The sequence below is a fragment of the Burkholderia sp. Bp8992 genome (assembly GCF_003853705.1).
In the GTDB taxonomy this organism is placed as follows: Bacteria; Pseudomonadota; Gammaproteobacteria; order Burkholderiales; family Burkholderiaceae; genus Burkholderia.
This window is the reverse complement of sequence record NZ_QTQI01000009.1, coordinates 159,088-179,913: the sequence shown is the minus strand read 5'-3', so window position 1 is coordinate 179,913 and position 20,826 is coordinate 159,088. Positions and strand designations below refer to the sequence as shown.

Sequence of the window (20,826 nt, the reverse complement as noted above, 5' to 3'; positions counted from 1 at the left end):
CCCGCGCGCCTAGCCTGGCGCGTGCTTGCCGATCACGACGCGCCACGGCCGCACGCGCCACGATTTCACGAGGCCGTTCTGCACGTACGGATCGGCGCGCGCGAACGATTCGGCCGCTTCCGGCGAATCGCCTTCGAACACGAGCACGGCCTGGTCGGCCGGATCGGCCAGCGCGCCGGCGAGCACGAGTTCGCCGCGCTCGGTCGCGGCCTGCGCGAGCGCGAGATGCTGCGCACGGAACGGTTCCCGTCGCGTCAGGTAATCGTCGACGAGTTCGTAGATCAACTGGTAATGCATGTGTCGCTCCCGGAGTCGGTGGGTGCCGCCGGTTCGCGTGCGGCCGACTCAGTATAGGGCAGTGTGCGGCGCCTTGGTGGCGCGGTTCGGGCGGCGCCAAGGCGGCCTTTCGCGTGCCTGCGGAATGGAGCGCACACGCGCGCTTTCCGTTGGCGTCTTCTCGTAAACGCAACTAACGGTCCGGCTTTGCAGCGCCTGCGGATCGATACGCGCGGCCGCGCCCGCCATATGCACTGCCCGGGTTCGTCTACAGGAAAAGAGGGTCTGCGAAGCGTATTCCGGGCCCGGATTTCACATGCCGGCTTCGGCGCGCGGGCCGCGCGAAAAAGGACCGGAACCGCGCGTCGGGCCGTCCGGACGGTCGCTGCGCGACGGCGTTTCCATTGGCCGGAATGCGACCTATGCTGAACGAATCCGGTGCGAACGCCGTTCGCCCGATTCGCCCAGACGAGGTGTGCCATGCCTGTATCCGCCACCCTGCAGGATTGCCTGCGCCAGAAGTCATCGCGGTACGAAGTCGTGTACCACCCCTATAGCCATACGAGCATGGAGACGGCCGCCGCCGCGCATATTCCCGGCGATCGCCTCGCGAAAACCGTGCTCCTCGAGGACGACGAGGGCTACGTCGCCGCCGTATTGCCGACGACGCACGCGGTGCGCCTGTCGGATCTCTGGGTGAAGACGGGACGCCATCTCGTGCTCGCCCGGGAGGTCGAGTTGCGCGAGCTGTTCAAGGATTGCGACATGGGCGCGCTGCCGCCGGTCTGCATGGCGTACGGGATGAAGACCTTCCTCGAGGAACGTCTCGCGCAGCAGCCGGAAGTCTATTTCGAGGCCGGCGACCACGAAGCGCTGATCCACATGATGCAGGACGAATTCCTGATGCTGATGGAGACGGCGGAGCGCGCGCATTTCTCGCACAAGATGCAGGGGATGATGCTGTCCTGACGAGACGGCGCATGCGGTGACACGCGAGGGCGGCGCGCATGCGTGCGCGCCGAGGAGGGGGGCGTGTGCCTTTCGGACGCGTTTTCCCGGAATGTTAATTTGATGTGCGAAGTTGTTTCGTGATGATTCGATAGATCGTCATCTCATTCTAGTTGTATCGGATTCCTATTTATATTTACGAGACCGGATCGTGCCGCCGGCGTCTCGCGGCATGTGACGCCGGCCGCGTTCCGAGCAGGTGAAGAGGGACGTCGAACGACGGATGCCGGCGTTGCCGAGATGACGCGACGCGCCAGCCCGTCGTCTCCGGGACCAACCATTCTGGTGCAGCGCAGGAAATACGCGAATATTTATGTCGAAAAGGGTTTGATATCCGGATTTTGATATATCCATACAAATCAATTACCGTTTGAATAATAAATACTTGATTTGTGCTTACCGGAATATTATTTGAATAAAGCCTCCAAACTTTGTATTTGGGCATCAAATAAAGTTTGACGGCAAAATTTTTTCCTTGCTATCTTCTGCACCCAAGTGAACGGCGCCATTGACATCACCGCGTAACGATCGGCGATTCGTCATACGAAATACGAGGGGCGTCTGCTCAGCTAACAATTGCCTGACCGTGCGGGCGCGTGGTTTACCGGTGTAAAGCCGGGCCGCGCCGGCCGGAACGATTCCTTGATAAAGAATTAATTGGAATTCGAATGTGATTCTTTCAATTCGGATTGCTAATTGAATTTGAAATGAAATTTTCGGGATGATGCGGTGGCGATGCCGACCTGGCTGCGCTGCCGGCCGCAACCCGAAACTGGGCGAATCGCTTGGGGGATGGATGGTGGGCATGAAAGTCGAGGAACATCTGGCTACTTCGAACAGCGGACTGGCCACGCTGGGGCGTCCGAGAGAGTTCGGCAAGAAGCAGCAGAACCCGGTGCGCCGGTTCGGCGGCATCGGGATCGTCCTGGTGCTGCATGCAGTGCTGATCTACGCACTGCTCAACGGCCTCGCGACGAAAGTCGTGCAGGTGATCCAGCATCCGATCGAAACCCGCATCATCGAGCCGGTCAAGCCGCCGCCGCCACCGCCGATGCCCGTGGTCAAACTCCCGCCGCCGAAATTCGCGCCGCCGCCGCCGCCGTTCGTGCCGCCGCCGGAAGTCCAGGTGCAGGCGCCGCCGCAGGCCACGATCACGCACCAGTCGGCCCCGGTGCCTTCTGCGCCGGCCGTGCAGGCGCCGGTGGTGGCGCCTCCGGCACCGGCCAAGCCGGTCAGCCATGACGTCGGGGTCGTCTGCCCGAATTCGGACACGCTGCGCGCGTCGATCCAGTATCCGAAGGAAGCACAGGAAAACAACATCACGGGTGACGTGACGATCGAGTTCGTCGTGGATGCGGAAGGGAACATCACGAACGAGCGCGTCGCACAGTCGGCGGATCCGATCCTCGATCGCGCCGCGTTCAACACCGTGAAACGGTTCAAATGCGTCGCTCAGGGCCAGTCGGTGCGGGTCCAGGTGCCGTTCTCGTTCAATCTGAATTGATGCAGTGGGCGGCCCGGCACGAGCCGGGTCGGGGAAAACCGTCTCGAACTTGTGTATTAAGTTCAACGAAAGAACTGGAGTGGGGTATGACGAAGCGTTTACTGGCCGCGCTGGCGGCAAGCATGTTGATGTCCGTCGTCGTGGTCGACGGGTTCGTTGCGCCGCAGCTCGCCCACGCGCAGGCCAGCGGGGCGGCCGATACGTCGGCGCAGGCCGCGCCGGCTCCGGCACCGGCCGCCGCCGAGCCGGCGCCGCCGCCCGCGCCGGCCACGTCGGTCGCAGTCGAGAATCCGTACGGGCTCGGCGCGCTCTGGAAGAACGGCGACTTCGTCGCCCGTTTCGTGCTGATCCTGCTCGTGATCATGTCGATGGGAAGCTGGTACATCATGATCACCAAGTTCCTGGAGCAGTTGCGTGCGAATCGTCGCGCGAAACTGGCCGACGCGCAGCTCTGGACCGCGCCGTCGCTGGCCGAAGGCGCCAAGCTGCTCGACGAGGCGTCGCCGTTCCGGTTCATCGCCGAAACCGCGATCGAAGCCGGCGAACATCACGAAGACGCGCTGCTCGAAGCGGTGGACCGCAACACGTGGATCGACGTATCGGTCGAGCGCTCGATCACGAACGTGTCGAACCGGATGCAGGACGGGCTCGCGTTTCTGGCCACGGTGGGGTCGACGGCCCCGTTCGTCGGGCTGTTCGGCACGGTCTGGGGGATCTATCACGCGCTGACCGCGATCGGCATCGCGGGGCAGGCGTCGATCGACAAGGTCGCAGGCCCGGTGGGCGAGGCGCTCATCATGACCGCGATCGGCCTTGCCGTCGCAGTGCCGGCGGTGCTCGGCTACAACTTCCTGGTTCGGCGCAACAAGTCGGTGATGGAGCGGGTGCGCAACTTCGGCGCGCAACTGCACACGGTGCTGCTGGCCGGCAACCGGCGCCCGGTGCGTGCGGCATCGCCGGCGGCATCGCTCGCGAACTGACCGGCTGACGGAGACGCGCGATGGCCATGAACGTCGGGCAGGACGATAGCGACGAGGTGATCGCCAACATCAACACGACGCCGCTCGTCGACGTGATGCTGGTGTTGCTGATCATCTTCCTGATCACGATTCCGGTCGTGACGCACACGATCCAGCTTCAGCTGCCGAAGGAGACGGTGCAGCCGCTGCAGACGACGCCGAAAAGCATCGAGATCGCGGTGAATCGCGACGGCGATTTCTTCTGGGGCGAGCAGCTGGTGGACGCACCGACACTGCTCGCAAAGCTGAAAGGCGTGTCGCAACAGCAGCCGCAGCCGAGCGTCCACGTGCGGGGCGACCAGAACACACGCTACGAGTTCATCGGCCGGGTGGTCACGATGTGCGAGCGTGCGGGGATCGCGAAGCTGTCGTTCATTACGGAGCCGCCGGCACGCGGCGGTTAGGCGCCCGAGCGGATCGGCTGCAGGGCATGGGGCTCGCGTCAGTGCTGAGGCGCTAACGCGGGTCGACCGCGAAGCATGGGATCAGCGTAAGCGTTAAAGCGCTAACGCGGGTCGACCGCAAAGCATGGGACCCGCGTAAGCGCTAAAGCGCTAACGCGGGTCGACAGGAGTCGAAGATGGGGATGAATGTGCCTTCGGGCGGAAGCAACGCGGAACCGGAAGTGATGGTCGACATCAACACCACGCCGCTGATCGACGTGATGCTGGTGCTGCTGATCATGCTGATCATCACCATTCCGATCCAGATGCATTCGGTGAAGATGGACCTGCCGGTCGGCAACCCGCCGCCGCCGGCCGCGCCGCCGGAAGTCGTGCAGATCGATATCGACTTCGACGGCACGACGACGTGGAACGGCACACCGGTGCCGGACCGTTCGGCACTCGAGGCGAAACTGACCCAGGTCGCGGCGGAACCCGTGCAGGCAGAGATCCACCTGCGACCGAACAAGCTGGTGCCGTACAAGGACGTGGCGGCCGTGCTGGCGTCCGCGCAACGCGTGGGCGCGACCAAGATCGGCCTGATCGGTAACGAACAGTTCATGCAATGACGAAACGGACGAGCCGATGAACCAGCGACGATGGAAACGGATCCTGGCGGTGACGGCGCTCGGCGCGACCTGCATGCTCGGCCGGCCGGCGCTGCCGGCAGACGCGCTGCGGCCGGACGTGGCGAAACCGCTCGCAGCGGCGCAGGAGCTGTACCGCGCGCACAAGTATCGCGACGCGCTCGGCAAGATCGGCCAGGCGGCCGCCGTGCCCAACCGGACACCGTATGAAACGTACATGGTGGAAGAGATGCGCGGCGCGGCGGCAATCGCGGCCGGCGACTCGGGCACGGCTGCGCAGGCGTACGAAACCGTGCTGAACTCGGGGCGGCTGTCGGGCGAGGACGAGCAGCGGACGACAGCGGCACTGGCCGGCATCTATTTCCAGCAGAAGAACTATCCGCTGGCGATCCGGATCGCGCAGCGCTACCTGAAGGCAGGCGGCACGGACCCTGAAATGCGCACGCTGCTCACGCAGTCGTATTACCTGTCGAACGATTGCGCGCCGGTCGTGAGCCAGTTGAAGGCGAGCACCGACGCACAGGCAAACAGCGGACGCGCACCGGACGAAGGGCAACTGCAGATGCTCGCGACGTGCGCGCAGAAAGTGAAGGACGGCAACGCGTATCGCAGTGCGCTCGGGCTGCTGGTGACCTACCATCCGAGCCCCGCGTACTGGGACGAAATGATCACGGCCATTCGCGGCACGCCCGGGTATCTGTCGTCGCTCGACCTCGACATCTACCGGTTGCGCCGCGCGACGGGATCGCTTGCGACGGCCGACGCATACATGGAGATGACGCAGCTCGCGCTGGTGGCGGGATCGCCCGCCGAGGGCAAGCAGGTAATCGACCAGGGGTTCGCGTCCGGCGTACTCGGCAAGGACGCGCAGGCGGACCGCGAGAAGCGGCTGCAGGCGCTCGCCGCGAAGCGCGCGCAATCGGGCGCAGATGCCGCCACGCCGGCGACGCCGCTCGACACGGGCATGAACCTCGTCTTTGCGGGCCGCGCGCAGCAGGGGCTGCCGATGATGGAGCAGGCAATCGCGAAGGGCGGCCTCGAGCATCCCGACGCGGCGCGACTGCGGCTCGGCGAGGCGTACTACGTGGCCGGCCAGAAGGCACATGCAGTACAGGTGCTGCGCACGGTCAAGGGAACCGACGGTTCCGGCGACCTGGCCAGGCTGTGGACGGCGGTGGCGTCCCGGTAACGCAACGACGGGGTGGCGGCGCACGCTGCAGGCGCGATCGGCAAGCGGTGCGCCGCCGCGACAGTGCCGGTGCATGACAGCATGACGTTCAGGTTCGACGAGGAAAAGGAGCAGCCTTGTTAGTTAGTAAACCGAATGAAATATGCGAGACGTGTGCGGACAGGCCGCGATGGTGCCGTCCTGCGCCGCGCACCACCCGCACGCGGCTGCCGCGCGCGAGCGGGTATCGCGCCGGGCCGTGCGCATCGTTGCATCGATCACGGATCGCCGACATCAAACCGATTTCGACTGCGAGGCTCAGTTCTTCCATGGTTGTGCCCCCTGATGAGTCGGTGCTCGTCGCCGTGTCGCTCGGCAACAAGATCCGGGCGCTGCGCCAGCGTCTGAAACTCACGCTCGACGAAGCGGCCGGCATCGCCGGCATTTCGAAGCCGTTCCTGTCGCAGGTCGAGCGCGGGCGGGCAACGCCGTCGATCACGTCGCTGGTCCGGATCGCGAAGGCGCTGGGCGTGACGATGCAGTACTTCATCGACACGCCGACGGAAGCGCGCTCGGTGTGCCGCGGCAACGCGCTGCAGTATTTCCAGTTCGCGAACTCGACGAGCCTGTTCGCGCGGCTGACGAACCTGGTCGACGGCCGCAAGCTCGACGCGATCCTCGTCAGGATGCCGGCAGGGCAGCTGTCGTCCGAGATGACCACGCATGCGGGCGAGGAGTTCGTCTACGTGATGCGCGGGCAGGTCGCGCTGACACTCGAGGACTGCACGTTCACGCTGAACGAAGGCGATACCGCGCACTACGAGTCGACGATGCCGCACGCGTGGCACAACACGGCCGACGAAGAGGCGGTAATCGTCTGGGTCGGCACGCCGCGGCTGTTCTAGCGGCGGCGGCCGCAAGGAAGAAGTATCCGATCGAAGGAAGGGCCGGCACCACGACGCGCCATCCGTCGAATCGGGAAGAGGCAGGTAGCGCGCTCAATGTAGGTAATTAGTATGACAAAGCAAAACAATAAATAGCGGTCGTGCTGAATGGCACTGGTGCCCCGAGGCCGATCCGTTCGAATCATGGCAGTCGAAAGCGTGGCAATCGCGGGTTCCGGTACACGGGCACCCAGGACGCGCAAGGAATTCACAAGGTTCCGGCGCACAGCAGGTGGGGTCTTACTACGAGCGAGAGGGAACAAGATGAAGCAGAGAGTGTTGGCGTTGGCCATCAAGAGGATAGTCTGGGCGGAACTCGCGTTGACGGCCGTACTGGTGCCGCCGGCGTTCGCCCAGAGCCAGCCGGCGCCGGGCGCCGTCGCGATCGCCGATGCGGTCGCGAACGGCGCACCCGTGACCGTCGCGCAGGCGGGCGGCACGGCGGGCAGCGCCGCTGCACCGGACGCTGCGGCGCCCGATGCGGCACCCGGTGCAGCGGCCGAGGCGACGCCTGCCGCACCCGCCGCGAACGGGCAGGGCAAGGTCGCGCAGATCAAGCGGTTCGAAGTGACGGGCTCGCTGATCCGGCAATCCGACAAGACCGGCTTTCAGCAGGTGCAGACGATCACGCCGAAGGAGATCCAGGCCAGCGGCGCGGTGACGGTGACCGACTTCCTGCGCAATGCGACGGCCAACTCGGCGAACAGCTGGGGCGAAGGGCAGTCGGGCAACTTCGCGGCCGGCGCGGCCGGCATTGCACTGCGCGGCCTCTCGGAGAAGTACACGCTCGTGTTGGTCGACGGCCAGCGCGTCGCGCCGTACGCATTCTTCTCGAACAGCGTCGATTCGTTCTTCGACCTCAACACGCTGCCGCTCAACGATATCGAGCGGATCGAAATCGTGAAGACGGGCGCGGTGTCGCAGTACGGTTCGGACGCGATCGGCGGTGTCGTCAACATCATCACGAAACACAATTTCCGCGGCCTGCAGCTCGACGGCAGCCTCGGCAGCGCGATCAACGCCGGTAACGGCGACGGCACGATGAAGTTCGGCGTGCTCGGCGGCTTCGGCGACCTGAACGCCGACCGCTTCAACGTGACGGCCGCACTCAGCTACTACAAGTCGAACGGCTTCACGCTGGCTGACCGCGATTCCACGCGCAACCAGGACTTCACGGGCAAGCCGGGCGGCTTCTCGCTGCTCGCGCCGTCCTACTGGAACATGCCCGACGGCAGTGCGCAGGCGCTGAACGGCTGCCCGTTCGGCGGAGCGGTGCACCAGGCCGCGACGAACTCGCTGTCGGCCGGGTTGCCGGGCACCATCTGCGGGTACAACACGGCGGAAAGCACGTCGATCCTGCCTATGACCGAGCGCCTGAACGCGAAGCTGCATGGCGACTTCAAGATCAACGACACGACGACGGCCTTCGCGGACTTCCTGGAAAGCTACAACACGACCACGACCAACGACGGCCTGTGGAACAACGTGATCGGCAACCCGCAGAACCCGGCGCTGGTGTGGAATCCGCAGACGCAGTTGCTGTCGCCGTTCAACTACACGGTACCGGCCAGCAACCCGTACAACACGACGGGCGCGGCCACGCCGCTAACCTACGCGTTTCCGAACACGGTTGCGCAAAAGACCTGGGCCAACTACTGGCGCGCGGCCGCCGGCATCAAGGGTTCGTTCACGCTGCCGTACGGCGACTGGGACTGGGCGACGTCGGTCAGCCATTCGCAGAGCACGGTGTCGAACGTGTTCACGAACCAGCTGAACGTGAACGCGCTGAACAACATCTACCAGAACGGCACGCTGAATTTCGCGAACCCGGCCGCGACGCCGAACGCATTCAACGGCCTGTACCAGGAAGCGAACAACCTCGGCATCTCGAAGCTCGACACGATCGACGCGACGCTGTCGACGCCGAACCTGTTCCACCTGCCGACCGGTGACGTTGGCATCGGCTTCGGCGCGCAGTTCACGCACCAGAGCGAAACGCTGACGCCGGGCTCGGAATACCTGAGCGGCGCGGTGATCTCGCCCGATCTGCAGACAGTGAACGGCGCGCGCAACGTTGCGGCTGTCTATTACCAGATCAACGTGCCGATCCTGGAGAACCTGACGTTCAGCCAGGCAGGCCGCTACGACCACTACACGGACGTGGGCGGTGCATTCTCTCCGCGCTTCGCGCTGCGCTACCAGCCGATCAAGGCGCTGACGCTGTATACGTCGTACAACCGCGGCTTCCGTGCGCCGACCTTCGTCGAGGACAGCAAGTCGCAGACCCTCGGCATCCAGGTCGACCCGGCTACCGGGCAGAACTACACGTCGATCACGGTCGGCAACCCGAACCTCGCACCGGAACGCACGCGCAACTTCAACATCGGCTTCCAGGTCTCACCGGCCCGCTACACGGATATCGGCTTCGACTGGTACAAGATCCGCATCGACAACGTGATCGGCCAGGGCAAGCCATCGCAGGTCGTGACAGACCCGACGACCGGCCAGTTGCTGTACAAGGTGATTCCGTACCAGAACCTCGGTTACCTCGACACGAACGGCTTCGAAGGTACGTTCCGCCAGGGGCTGCCGCTCAAGGGCTGGGGCATGCTTACGCTGTCGGGCGACTGGGCATACATCAACAGCTACAAGATCGGCTTCCCGGGCGCCGCGCCGGTCAACGGCGCGGGCAACAACTTCACGATCACGCAGCCGTTCGGCGGCAGCTTCCCGCGCTGGCGCGGCAACACGACGCTGGACTGGAACTATCGCAAGTTCGATGCAGCGCTGACGTGGCAGTTCACGGGCCCGTACGCGCAGAACCTGATGGCGGAGCCGCCGAAAGTCGGTTCGTACAGCCAGTTCAACCTGATGGTGACGTACACGGGCTTCAAGAACTGGACGATCTACGGCGGCATCGACAACCTCTTCAACCGCACGCCGCCGTACGACCCGATCTTCGCGAACGGCACGCTGAGCCAGAGCGGGTACGACACGTCGGTGTACTCGTACATCGGCCGGTTCGCGCAGGTCGGCGCGACGTACAAGTTCTGACGGAGGCCGTGATGGATTGACAGGCTTGGACGGGCCGCTCCACGTCCACAACCCCCCTTTAATTGGAGCGGCCCTTTTTCGCCTGGCGCCACGCATGCCCGCAACCGCGGCACGCGATGGCGCAGTGTTTCGATCGTTTGCAACACGAACTACCGGCGGGACGCGGCCAGTACGCGGCGTCCGGCACAGGCATCGACCGCGTGCAGGCTTCGCGCCCGCACGCTTCCGGACAGACTGACCATGAGACTGTTGAAATGGCGATGGGCACACGTGCCGCACCGCGCGCGGATTGTGCTGTTCGCCTGCGCGGCGCTGCTCGTGTCGGGCGGTGCGATGCCGCGGGCCGCGCTCGCGGTGCCGGCGATTTCGCAATACGACCAGCCGAAATATCCGCCGGATTTCACGCATTTCGACTACGCGGACGTGAATGCGCCCGACGACGGCACGCTCGATTTCGAAAACTACGACGAAGCGCAAAGCTACGATTCGCTGAATCCGTTCCTCGTGCGCGGCTCGCCCGCGCCCGACATCAAGAACCTGATGTTCGACACGCTGATGCAGCGCAGCTGGGACGAACTCGCATCCGAATACGCGCTGGTCGCCGACGACGTCGAGCTCGCGCCGGACCGGCTGTCGGCGACGTTCCATATCAACCCGGCCGCACGCTTCTCGAACGGCGACGCGATCACCGCGGCAGACGTCAAGTATTCGTTCGACACGCTGACGAGCCCGCAGGCGTCGCCGCTCTACAACGCGCAGTTCTCGATCATCAAGCGTGCGGTGGTGGTCGACGGCCACACGATCCGCTTCGAGTTCAAGCACGCGGAGCGCGACGCGGCGCTGATCGCGGGCGACCTGCCGGTGTTCTCGCCGAAATGGGGGCAGCGCGCGGACGGCACGCGGCCGCCGTTCGACCAGATCGCGGCCGTGCCGCCGATCGCGAGCGGTGCGTACCTGATCGAGCAGCGCAGGAACGACAAGCAGATCCGCTACGTGCGCAACCCGCACTACTGGGCCGCGAACCTGCCGTCGCGACGCGGCATGTTCCGCTTCGCCCACGTGTCGTTCAAGCTGTACCTCGACCAGTACACGGCGCTCGAGGCGTTCAAGGCCGGTGACGTGGACGCGCGGATGGAATACAGCGCGACGCAGTGGGCGCGCAAGTACGTCGGCAAGAATTTTCGCAACGGCATGCTGAAGCAGGGCGAATTCCCCGACGGCCCCGCGCAGATGCAGGGCTTCCTGATGAACCTGCGCAAGCCGATGTTCCAGGACGTGCGTGTGCGGCATGCACTTGCGCTGGCGTTCGACTTCGACTGGATGAGCCGGATGATGTTCTACGGGCAGTACCGCCGCACCAGTAGCTTCTGGGAGGCGAGCCCGTTCGCGGCGTCCGGCATGCCGAGCGCGAAGGAACTCGCGCTGCTGGAACCGTACCGGTCGACCTTGCCGCCGGCCGTGTTCGGCCCGATGATCAGCCAGCCGTCGACGCTGCCGCCCGGCTCGCTGCGCGCGAACCTGAAGGAAGCGCGCGACCTGCTCGAGCAGGCCGGTTGGCGCTACCGGGACGGCGCGCTGCGCGACGCGAACGGCACGCCGATGACGATCGAGATCATCGACGACCAGCCCGGCATGGATCGCCTGATCCTGCCGTACACGCAGGCGCTCGCGACGCTCGGCATCCATGCGTACCTGCACGAGATCGACAGCGCCGTCTACCTGAAGCGGCTCGACAATTTCGAGTACGACATGACGACGTACATCTACCTGCCCGTGACGATCCCCGGCGCGGAGCTGACGCGCCGGTTCGGCAGCGCGGCCGCGTCGCAGCCGGGCTCCGAGAACTATCCTGGCGTGAAGTCGAAGGCCGTCGACGCACTGATCCGCGCGGCGCTCGCGGCCGACACGCTGGACGATCTCGAGACGGCCACGCATGCGCTCGACCGCGTGCTGATCAACCTGTACGTGCTGATCCCGCAGTACTACCTGCCGAACGCGCGGATCGCGTACAAGGCAACGATCGGTCATCCGGCCGTCGTGCCGGACTCCTATCAGTACGAGGACTGGATCATCGACTACTGGTTCGTGAAGAAGCCGGCGACACAACCGGCGCCGGCGGCCTGACGGGGAACGACGATGCTGGCATACATATTCAGGCGGCTGCTGCTGATGATCCCGACGCTGGTCGGGGTCGTGACGATCACGTTCGCGGTCACGCAGTTCGTGCCGGGCGGCCCGGTGGAGCAGGTCCTTGCGCAGTTGCGGCACGGCAGCGCACGCGGGGGCGAGGCGGGCGGAGGCGGGGGCGGCTATCACGGCAGCCAGGGCGTCGATCCGCAACAGATCGCGCAGATCCGCAAGCAGTTCGGCTTCGACAAGCCGCCGCTCGAACGCTACCTGCTGATGCTGAAAAGCTATGCGACGTTCGACCTCGGCCAGTCCTACTTTGCGCACCGCAGCGTGTGGGCGGTGATCCGTTCGAAGCTGCCGGTCTCGATCACACTCGGGCTGTGGACGGTGATCCTCACGTATCTCGTATCGGTGCCGCTCGGCATCGCGAAGGCGGTGCGCAACGGCTCGCGGTTCGACACCGTGACGAGCGTGCTGGTGCTGACCGGCTATGCGGTGCCGGGTTTCGTGCTCGGCGTACTGCTGCTGATGCTGTTCGGCGGCGGCACGTTCTGGCAGGTGTTCCCGATGCGCGGGATCACGTCGGACAACTTCGACGACCTGACGTTGCTCGGCAAGACGCTCGACTATCTGTGGCACATCGTGATGCCCGTCACGGCGGCGGTGATCGGCAATTTCGCGATCGTCACGATCCTGACGAAGAACACCTTCCTCGAGGAAATCGGCCGGCAGTACGTGCTGACCGCGCGGGCGAAGGGGGCGCCGGAGCGCGACGTGCTGTGGAAGCACGTGCTGCGCAATGCGGCGATCCCGCTGCTCACCGGGTTGCCGGCGGCATTCGTCGGCGCGTTCCTGAACGGCAACCTGTTGATCGAGACGCTGTTCTCGCTCGACGGAATGGGGCAGCTTTCGTACGACGCGGTGATCCGTCGCGACTATCCGGTCGTGCTCGGCTCGCTGTTCCTGTTCACCCTGATCGGTCTGCTGACCAAGCTCATCGCGGATATCTGCTATGTCCTCGTCGACCCCCGTATCCAGTTCAGCCGCCTGGACCACTGAGCCCGCGTGCGCGCCGTCGCCTTCGCCGTGGCGGCGTACGTGGCAGCGTTTTCGCGCGCAGCCGCTCGGCTTCGCGAGCCTCGTGATCTTCGTCGTGCTGTTCGCGCTCAGTCTGTGCGCCGATGGTTTGTCGAACGACCGGCCGCTGCTCGTGCGCTACGACGGGCACTATTATTTTCCGATCCTGAAGGACTATCCGGAGACCGAGTTCGGCGGCGATTTTCCCGCGAAGACGAACTATCTCGATCCGTACATTCGGGCGAAGCTCGAATCGCACGGCAATTTCGCGATCTATCCGCCGAACCGCTATCGCTACGACACGATCGACTACTTCGCGTCGCGGCCGTATCCGGCACCGCCGTCGGCGAGCAACTGGCTCGGCACCGATCAGTTCGGGCGCGACGTGCTCGCGCGGCTGCTGTACGGGTTCCGGCTGTCGGTGCTGATGGCGTTCGCGCTGACCGTGTCGGGCGTGCTGGTCGGCGTGCTCACGGGTGCGCTGCAGGGCTTCTACGGCGGGCGCACCGACCTGATCGGCCAGCGCCTGATCGAGATCTGGAGCGCGCTGCCGGACCTGTACCTGCTGATCATCTTCGCGTCGATCTTCACGCCGTCGCTGTGGCTGCTGTTCATCCTGCTGTCGATGTTCGGCTGGCTCGTGCTGTCCGACTACGTGCGCGCCGAATTCCTGCGCAACCGCACGCTCGATTACGTGAAAGCGGCCCGCACGATGGGGCTGACGAACGCGCAGATCATGTGGCGCCACGTGCTGCCGAACAGCCTCACGCCGGTGATCACGTTCCTGCCGTTCCGGATGAGCGCCGCGATCCTGTCGCTGACGAGCCTCGATTTCCTCGGTCTCGGCGTGCAGCCGCCGACGCCGAGCCTCGGCGAACTGCTTCAGGAGGGCAAGAACAATCTCGATGCGTGGTGGATCTCGATCTCCGCGTTCGCCGCGCTGGTGGTGACGCTGCTGCTGCTGACCTTCATGGGCGACGCGTTGCGCAACGCGCTCGACGCGCGCGCGCGCGGCTCGGCGTTCGGCGGGGGGCGATGATGGCGAACGCGTTGTTGCAGATCGACGGGTTTTCGGCGCGCTTCGGCGCGAAACCGGCCGTGCAGGACCTGAGCCTGTCGATCGGCCGCGGCGAGCGCGTCGCGCTCGTCGGCGAATCGGGGTCGGGCAAGAGCGTGACGGCGCTGTCGATCCTGCGGCTCGCGCAGCAGGCGACGCTATCCGGACGGATGCTGTTCGACGGCGAGGACCTGCTCGCGAAGACCGAACGGCAGATGCGCGGGATTCGCGGCGCGGACATCGCGATGGTGTTCCAGGAGCCGATGACCGCGCTGAATCCGCTGTATACGATCGGCAAGCAGATCGCCGAGAGCCTGCGGCTGCACGAAGGGCTGCGCCCGGGCGACGCGCGCGAACGCGGGATCGCGCTGCTGCGGCGCACCGGGATTCCGGAGCCGGAGCGGCGTATCGACAGTTTTCCGCATCAGTTGTCGGGCGGGCAGCGCCAGCGCGCGATGATCGCGATGGCGCTCGCATGCCGGCCGCGGCTGTTGCTGGCGGACGAACCGACGACGGCGCTCGACGTGACGGTGCGCCAGCAGATCGTCGATCTGCTGATCGAACTGCAGGAGCAGGAAGCGGCCGCACGCGGAATGGCCGTGCTGCTGATCACGCACGACCTGAACCTCGTGCGGCGCTTCGCGCAGCGCGTGGCCGTGATGGAGCAGGGCGTGCTGGTGGAGACGAACACGACCGACGCACTGTTCGCCGCGCCGCAGCATGCGTACACGCGCCGGTTGCTCGACAGTGCGCCGCAGCGCGCCGTCGAGCCCGTCGCGGCCGGGGCGCAGACGATCCTCGACGTGCGCGATCTCGCCGTCGACTACCGCATCGCGGCGAAAGGTTGGCGTGCGGTGCTCGGCAAGACGACGTTCCGCGCCGTGCACGACGTGCGGCTGACGCTGAAGCGCGGCGAAACGCTCGGGATCGTCGGCGAGTCGGGGTCGGGGAAGTCGACGCTCGCGGCGACTGTGCTCGGCCTGCAGCGGCCGGCGGCCGGCGCGATCGAGATCGACGGCTTGCCGCTCGACACGCTGCGGACGACGGGGGGCAGGCGCACGCTGTACGGCAGGATGCAGGTCGTGTTCCAGGACCCGTTCGGCTCGCTGTCGCCGCGGATGACGGTCGAGCAGATCGTCGGCGAGGGGCTTGCCGTGCACCGGCCGCAGGTGGCCGGCGACGCACGGCGTGCGCGGATCGCCGCGCTGCTGCAGGAGGTCGGCCTGCCGGCCGAGTCGATGCTGCGGTATCCGCACGAATTTTCCGGCGGCCAGCGGCAGCGGATCGCGATCGCGCGTGCGCTGGCGGTGGAGCCGGAACTGCTGGTGCTGGACGAGCCGACGAGCGCGCTCGACGTGTCGATCCAGAAGCAGGTGCTGAATCTGCTGACGAATCTGCAAAAGAAGTACAAACTCAGCTACCTGTTCATCACGCACGATCTCGCGGTCATGCGGGCGATGGCCCACCGGGTCGTCGTGATGAAGGCGGGGCGCGTGGTCGAGGAGGGCGATACGCTCGACGTGCTGCATGCGCCGTCCCATCCGTATACGCGTGCGCTGCTTGCGTCGTCGATGCTGGCGCCGGTGCGCGACTCCCGAGAGAGAACCGATGATTGACGTGTACCGGGCGCAGCGCGCCCAGGCCGAGCGCGAGCCGCGCGGCACAACGCTGTCGGTGCGCTGACGCATGTCGATGCCGTCGTTCTTCATCGATCGTCCCGTCTTTGCGTGGATCGTCGCGCTCGCGATCGTCGTCGCGGGCGTGCTCGCGATTCCGCAGCTTCCGATCGCGCAGTATCCGCGCCTGGCGCCGCCGCGCGTCGTGATCACCGCCGCATACCCGGGCGCGTCGACCGAGACGGTCGACGGCGACGTCGGCAGCATCATCGAGGAAAGCCTCGACGGCGCCGACGGGCTCCTGTACTACGAGACGAGCAGCGACGGTCACGGCAACCTCGAGATCGACGTGACGTTTTCGCCGGGCACCGATCCCGACATCGCGCTCGTCGACGTCAACAACCGGCTGAAGCAGGTCGAGTCGCGCTTGCCGCAGCAGGTCGTCCAGCAGGGGATCGGCGTGTTCAAGGCGGCGAACACGTTCCTGATGCTCGTCACGCTGACGTCGACCGACGGCCTGCGCGATTCCGCGCAGCTCGGCGACTACCTGAACCGCTACGTGCTGCGTGAACTGAAGCGCGCGCCGGGCGTCGGCGCGGCCGAGCTGTGGGATGCCGACGAAGCGTTGCGGGTCTGGCTCGATCCGCACAAGCTGCGCGAATACGGCCTCGGCGCCGACGACGTGATCGCGGCGATCGGCGCGCAGAACGCGACGGTGACGGCCGGCGCGATCGGCGACGCGCCGTTTCCGGGCGGCCAGCAGCTCACCGCGCAGATCGTCGTCAAGGGGCAGCTCGCGTCGCCGGACGAGTTCGGCCGGATCGTGTTGAAGTCGAAGACGGATGGTTCGGCGGTGCGCGTCGCCGACGTCGCGCGCGTCGAGATCGGCCGCGACGACTATTCGTTCTATTCGCGGCTGAACGGCCGCCCGGCCGCGACGGTCGGCATCCAGCTCGGCCCGCGCGGCAATGCGCTCGAAACGTCGAACGCGATCCGTGCGCGGCTCGCCGAGCTGTCGCGGACGTTGCCGCCGGGCGTCGCGATCGAGATCCCGTTCGACGGCGCGCATTTCGTGACGATCGCGATCCGCGAGGTCGTGCTGACGCTGATCGAAGCGGTCGTGCTGGTGTTCTGCGTGATGTGGCTGTTCCTGCGCGACCTGCGCTACACGCTGGTGCCGACGGTCGTGATTCCGGTCACGCTGATGGGCGCGTTCGTCGCGATGTGGGCGTTCGGGCTGTCGATCAACGTGTTCACGATGTTCGGTCTCGTGCTGGCGATCGGCATCCTCGTCGACGACGCGATCGTCGTCGTCGAGAGCGTGCACCGCGTGATGGAGGAGGGCGTGTCGCCGCGCGACGCCACGCGTCGGGCCATGAAGCGGATCGGCGGGGCGATCGTCGGCGTGACGGCCGTGCTGACCGCCGTATTCGTGCCGATGGCGTTCTTTCCGGGTACCGTCGGCGGCATCTACCGCCAGTTCGCGGTGGCGATGATCGCGTCGATGCTGGTGTCGTCGTTCATGGCGCTGTCGCTCACGCCCGCACTGTGCGCGAACCTGCTCAAGTCGGTCGCGCCGCACGATCGCGGAGCCGGCAACGCGCGACGACGCGGCCTCAGCGCGCGCCTGGCCGACCGGTTCGGTGCAGGCTTCACGCGAGTCGAGGCCGGCTATCGCCGCGTCGCCGTGTTCGCGGTGCGCCGCACCGGTATCGTCGTCGCGGTCTACGCGGCGCTCGTGCTCGGCTGTGCGCTGCTGTACTGGATGATGCCGGGCGGTTTCCTGCCGACCGAGGACCAGGGGCAACTGCAGGTGATGATCCAGTTGCCCGCCGGCGCGACGCAGGCGCGCACGCTCGTGGCCGTCGAGCGGGTCGAGGCGATCCTGCGCGCGGAGCCGGCGATCGCGAACGTGACGAGCGTGATCGGCTGGAGTTTCGCGGGCAGCGGGCAGAACGTCGGGATGGCGTTCGTGGAGCTGAAGGACTGGGCGCAGCGCGACGTCGACGCGATGACGTTGCGCGACCGGCTCAACCGGCGTTTCGGCGAGATTCTCGACGGCGACGTCGAGGCGTCGCTGCCGCCGTCGGTGCGCGGCATCGGGCATTCCGACGGGTTCACGTTCCGGCTCGAGGATCGCGGCGGTGTCGGGCTCGATGCATTGAAGGCGGCCCGCGAGCAGCTGTCCGAGCGCGCGAAGGCCGATCCGCTGCTGGCCGCCGTGCATTTCGAAGACCTGCCGGACGCGCCGCGTATCGAGCTCGACGTCGATCGTGCGAAGGCGTATGCGCTCGGCGTGCCGTTCGAGCGGATCGCGGGGCTCCTGGGCGGCACGTTCGGTTCGAACTACATCAACGATTTTCCGGCGTCGGGCCGCATGCGGCGCGTGATCATCGAGGCCGAGCCGGGCGCCCGCACGACCGACACGCAACTGATGGCGCTGACCGTGCCGAACCGCACCGGCGACATGGTGCCGCTGTCGGCCATCGCCGCGCCGCACTGGACGATCGGCCCGGTGATGCTGAACCGTTACAACGGCTATCCGTCGCTCGACATCAGCGGCCGGGCGGCGACCGGCACGAGTTCGGGTGCGGCGATGGCGGAGATGGAGCGGCTCGCCGGCGCGCTGCCGGCCGGGATCGGCTTCGACTGGGTCGATGCGGCGCGCGAGGAGCAGGTCGCTGCGCGACAAACGCCGCTGCTCGTCGGGCTGTCGGTGCTCGCGGTGTTCATGGCGCTTGCCGCGCTGTACGAAAGCTGGACGATTCCGCTGTCGGTGCTGACGATCGTGCCGCTCGGCATGATCGGCGCGATCGCGGCGGCGCTCGCTCGCGGCATGCCGAACGACGTGTATTTCAAGGTCGGGATGATCACGGTGGTCGGGCTGGCGGCGAAGAACGCGATCCTGATCGTGCAGTATGCACGCGATCTGGCCGCGCACGGCATGTCGCTGCGGCAGGCGGTGATCGACGCGGCCGCCGCGCGATTCAGGCCGATCGTGATGACGTCGATGGCGTTCCTGCTGGGCGTCGTGCCGCTCGTGCTGGCGACGGGCGCGGGCGCCGAAAGCCGGCGGTCGATCGGCACGGGTGCGTTTGGAGGCGTGTTGGCGGCGACGCTGTTCGGGCTCGTGTTTGCGCCGGTTGCGTTTCGTCTGGTGGTGTCTGCAGGCCGGCGCGGTCGGCAGGCTGCCGGGACGCGGCGCGACGCGCGGGGGGCGGAAACGGTCGGGGATCTGGAGGTCGATTGACGGTGGCAGCGGGTTGTTTTCGGTCGGATCAATGGCGGGATGGCGCGGATTCGGACGGAAATATTGTATTTGACATAATCATAAAAAGGTTTGCTAACTAAAGCTGGCGTTACACCTGTGGGATCAAAGCCCCACAAGCGTTAGCGGGTAGCGCCAGCCGACGAAAACCCTGTAGGCCCTTGGAAAAAACTTCCAAAGCATGCACCCAAATTGCTTTCGTGCGGTCGTCGCGCGAGCTTTCGGCGTGCGCGGCGGCGATCACTTCGAACGGATCGACGTTCAGAATTTCCGCTACGCGGATTGCGGTTTTCTCGTCAAACACTGATTGCTGGTTGCGGTACTTGCTGACCGCGCCACGCGTCACGCCCAGCACCTTGGCTGCGGCGTAGTCGGAGGGAAGGTCGAGGCGGGCTTTCACCGCGTCGAGCCAATCGACTGTCGTTTTCATTGACAAACCCCTTTTAAATCAATTCAACCCGGCGTCAAAGGTACTGCGACGCTTCATCAGATGCAACTGTCTCCGTTGCTGAGACGTATCAGCTATTGACACGTTTCATCGGATGAGACTATTCTCCGTTCCGTCGACCCGGCACCGGTTTCCAACCCCGCCGGTGACGGACTAGCTATCCGTCTGCCGGGCGACTTTCACGCTGTATCCGTTCAAGGGGTTGAACAAGGGGAAGTCAAATGCACGTTTCGCTGCAACAAACGCTTACACCTTCGGCGCTCGCGCGCCAATCCGTCGCACCGTATTTCCGTGCGCTCATGGACGCAATGATTGGAATTATCCAGAAATGGACTTCGATTCCGGGCATGCAACAGGCAGGGTGGGCCGCATGAAAAACTTCGAAAACGAACTGCGCGACGAACTGCGGGCCGCGCACACGGTCATCCGCACGGTGCTCACTGTGTTGACGTTCGACCAGAAAATCCAATGGTCGAACGCGAACGAGCGTGACAACGTGATCGGCGAGGGGATGACTCGTGCCGACGAGCGGAAGGACGCGATTGAACGCGGTGGCGTCGACGCGCTGTATCGCGAGTTGAAATGCGCGGATCGGATCATCGTGAACGCTCGTGCGCTGCTGTCGCATCACCAGTGCGAACTGTGGGCCGATGCGATTCGCCTTGCCGGCGTCGTATCGAGGAACGCAACGCGGGACGACGAGCGCGAAAAAGCGCTACGGCGTGCGGCGCAGGAACTGCCGCGCTCGCGATTCGGTTTCGATCCGGCTGGCGCGGACGAAAGTGTCACGGTCGTGATGCTCCCGACGGACGCCATGACTGCGGATTATGCGGTGTTCCTGCGCGGGCTTGAGCGATTGGGCGCGCGGGTGTTCTTCGTACCGGTGAACGCGGTAGGGGGCGTGCGTGCAGCCTGAAACGAAAATGGTCAAGGTCGCGGACGCGATGCGCGAAAAGACGATCGACGCCGAGCTATTGGCGAAAACTGCCAAGACGATCGGCGGCGTTCGATTCAATTTCCTCGTGACCCGCGTTGTCGGCAAGGCGTATGCGGCAGTCACTGAGGCGAAATCCGGTGGCATCGCAGCGAAGATCACCACGCACTCGCTCGAAGTATGCCGGGGCGATCACCGGAAGGCCGCGCAACGCGAAATCGATCTGCTGATTCAGCGCCACGGCGAGGACCGCGTTAAGGCGGTTCTCCAGTTCGGCGTCAAACCCACCTGAT

The 20,826-nt window shown here is 65.5% G+C and carries 19 protein-coding genes; 15 read left to right on the top strand and 4 right to left on the bottom strand.

Annotation, left to right across the window (positions count from 1 at the left end):
* Positions 1-9 precede the first annotated feature (9 nt).
* Positions 10-297 (bottom strand): YciI-like protein, encoded by a 288-nt coding sequence (locus DIE03_RS15945; protein ID WP_124451895.1) that lies wholly within the window; start codon positions 295-297, stop codon positions 10-12.
* 459 nt (positions 298-756) lie between these two features.
* Between DIE03_RS15945 and DIE03_RS15940 the strand changes: the two genes are divergently transcribed.
* Positions 757-1,245, top strand: coding sequence for an aminoacyl-tRNA deacylase (locus DIE03_RS15940; protein WP_059234117.1), 489 nt, complete (start codon positions 757-759; stop codon positions 1,243-1,245).
* Positions 1,246-1,728: 483 nt separating this feature from the next.
* On the opposite strand, the gene DIE03_RS15935 is transcribed toward DIE03_RS15940, so the two are convergent.
* Complete coding sequence (locus DIE03_RS15935) at positions 1,729-2,091, bottom strand: hypothetical protein (RefSeq protein ID WP_124451893.1); 363 nt, start codon at positions 2,089-2,091, stop codon at positions 1,729-1,731.
* Between DIE03_RS15935 and DIE03_RS15930 the strand changes: the two genes are divergently transcribed.
* From DIE03_RS15930 to DIE03_RS15910, 5 genes are all read left to right on the top strand, one after another.
* A complete protein-coding gene (locus DIE03_RS15930; RefSeq protein ID WP_124451891.1) occupies positions 2,090-2,788 on the top strand; it encodes an energy transducer TonB in 699 nt (232 codons plus the stop codon). The genes DIE03_RS15935 and DIE03_RS15930 overlap by 2 nt on opposite strands.
* Before the next feature lie 86 nt (positions 2,789-2,874).
* Positions 2,875-3,768 carry a MotA/TolQ/ExbB proton channel family protein gene (locus DIE03_RS15925; RefSeq protein ID WP_124451889.1) on the top strand — a complete coding sequence of 298 codons (894 nt, stop codon included), beginning with the start codon at positions 2,875-2,877 and terminating at the stop codon, positions 3,766-3,768.
* Positions 3,769-3,788: 20 nt separating this feature from the next.
* A complete protein-coding gene (locus DIE03_RS15920) occupies positions 3,789-4,211 on the top strand; it encodes a biopolymer transporter ExbD (protein WP_048250972.1) in 423 nt (140 codons plus the stop codon).
* 176 nt (positions 4,212-4,387) lie between these two features.
* Positions 4,388-4,819, top strand: a complete 432-nt coding sequence (locus DIE03_RS15915) for a biopolymer transporter ExbD (RefSeq protein WP_124451887.1) — start codon at positions 4,388-4,390, stop codon at positions 4,817-4,819.
* Positions 4,820-4,835: 16 nt separating this feature from the next.
* Entirely contained in the window at positions 4,836-6,026 is a 1,191-nt protein-coding gene (locus tag DIE03_RS15910; protein ID WP_124451884.1) for a lipopolysaccharide assembly protein LapB, read from the top strand.
* 88 nt (positions 6,027-6,114) lie between these two features.
* Here the strand turns inward: DIE03_RS15910 and DIE03_RS15905 are convergent, their stop codons facing one another.
* Positions 6,115-6,336, bottom strand: a complete 222-nt coding sequence (locus DIE03_RS15905) for a hypothetical protein (protein WP_124451882.1) — start codon at positions 6,334-6,336, stop codon at positions 6,115-6,117.
* Between DIE03_RS15905 and DIE03_RS15900 the strand changes: the two genes are divergently transcribed.
* From DIE03_RS15900 to DIE03_RS15870, 7 genes are all read left to right on the top strand, one after another.
* Complete coding sequence (locus DIE03_RS15900; protein ID WP_124451880.1) at positions 6,335-6,910, top strand: helix-turn-helix domain-containing protein; 576 nt, start codon at positions 6,335-6,337, stop codon at positions 6,908-6,910. The two genes, DIE03_RS15905 and DIE03_RS15900, sit on opposite strands and share 2 nt — an antisense overlap.
* A 303-nt stretch (positions 6,911-7,213) precedes the next feature.
* Positions 7,214-10,003: a TonB-dependent receptor gene (locus tag DIE03_RS15895; RefSeq protein WP_124451878.1), complete on the top strand. Its 2,790-nt coding sequence runs from the start codon at positions 7,214-7,216 to the stop codon at positions 10,001-10,003.
* 240 nt (positions 10,004-10,243) lie between these two features.
* Positions 10,244-12,127 carry an extracellular solute-binding protein gene (locus DIE03_RS15890; RefSeq protein ID WP_124451876.1) on the top strand — a complete coding sequence of 628 codons (1,884 nt, stop codon included), beginning with the start codon at positions 10,244-10,246 and terminating at the stop codon, positions 12,125-12,127.
* Positions 12,128-12,139: 12 nt separating this feature from the next.
* Positions 12,140-13,192, top strand: coding sequence for a microcin C ABC transporter permease YejB (locus tag DIE03_RS15885; protein ID WP_124451874.1), 1,053 nt, complete (start codon positions 12,140-12,142; stop codon positions 13,190-13,192).
* Positions 13,146-14,249: an ABC transporter permease gene (locus DIE03_RS15880; RefSeq protein ID WP_124451872.1), complete on the top strand. Its 1,104-nt coding sequence runs from the start codon at positions 13,146-13,148 to the stop codon at positions 14,247-14,249. The genes DIE03_RS15885 and DIE03_RS15880 overlap by 47 nt, the downstream gene beginning before the upstream one ends.
* Positions 14,249-15,883 carry an ABC transporter ATP-binding protein gene (locus DIE03_RS15875; protein WP_124452018.1) on the top strand — a complete coding sequence of 545 codons (1,635 nt, stop codon included), beginning with the start codon at positions 14,249-14,251 and terminating at the stop codon, positions 15,881-15,883. The genes DIE03_RS15880 and DIE03_RS15875 overlap by 1 nt, the downstream gene beginning before the upstream one ends.
* Before the next feature lie 76 nt (positions 15,884-15,959).
* A complete protein-coding gene (locus DIE03_RS15870; protein ID WP_124452016.1) occupies positions 15,960-19,133 on the top strand; it encodes a multidrug efflux RND transporter permease subunit in 3,174 nt (1,057 codons plus the stop codon).
* Between the two features lie 109 nt (positions 19,134-19,242).
* On the opposite strand, the gene DIE03_RS15865 is transcribed toward DIE03_RS15870, so the two are convergent.
* Positions 19,243-19,581: a DUF3693 domain-containing protein gene (locus DIE03_RS15865; RefSeq protein ID WP_124451870.1), complete on the bottom strand. Its 339-nt coding sequence runs from the start codon at positions 19,579-19,581 to the stop codon at positions 19,243-19,245.
* 346 nt (positions 19,582-19,927) lie between these two features.
* Here DIE03_RS15865 and DIE03_RS15860 point away from each other — a divergent pair, with 346 nt between their 5' ends.
* Positions 19,928-20,515 carry a hypothetical protein gene (locus tag DIE03_RS15860; RefSeq protein WP_185658168.1) on the top strand — a complete coding sequence of 196 codons (588 nt, stop codon included), beginning with the start codon at positions 19,928-19,930 and terminating at the stop codon, positions 20,513-20,515.
* A gap of 7 nt (positions 20,516-20,522) precedes the next feature.
* Positions 20,523-20,825 carry a hypothetical protein gene (locus DIE03_RS15855; RefSeq protein WP_124451866.1) on the top strand — a complete coding sequence of 101 codons (303 nt, stop codon included), beginning with the start codon at positions 20,523-20,525 and terminating at the stop codon, positions 20,823-20,825.
* The last annotated feature ends 1 nt before the right edge of the window (position 20,826 follow it).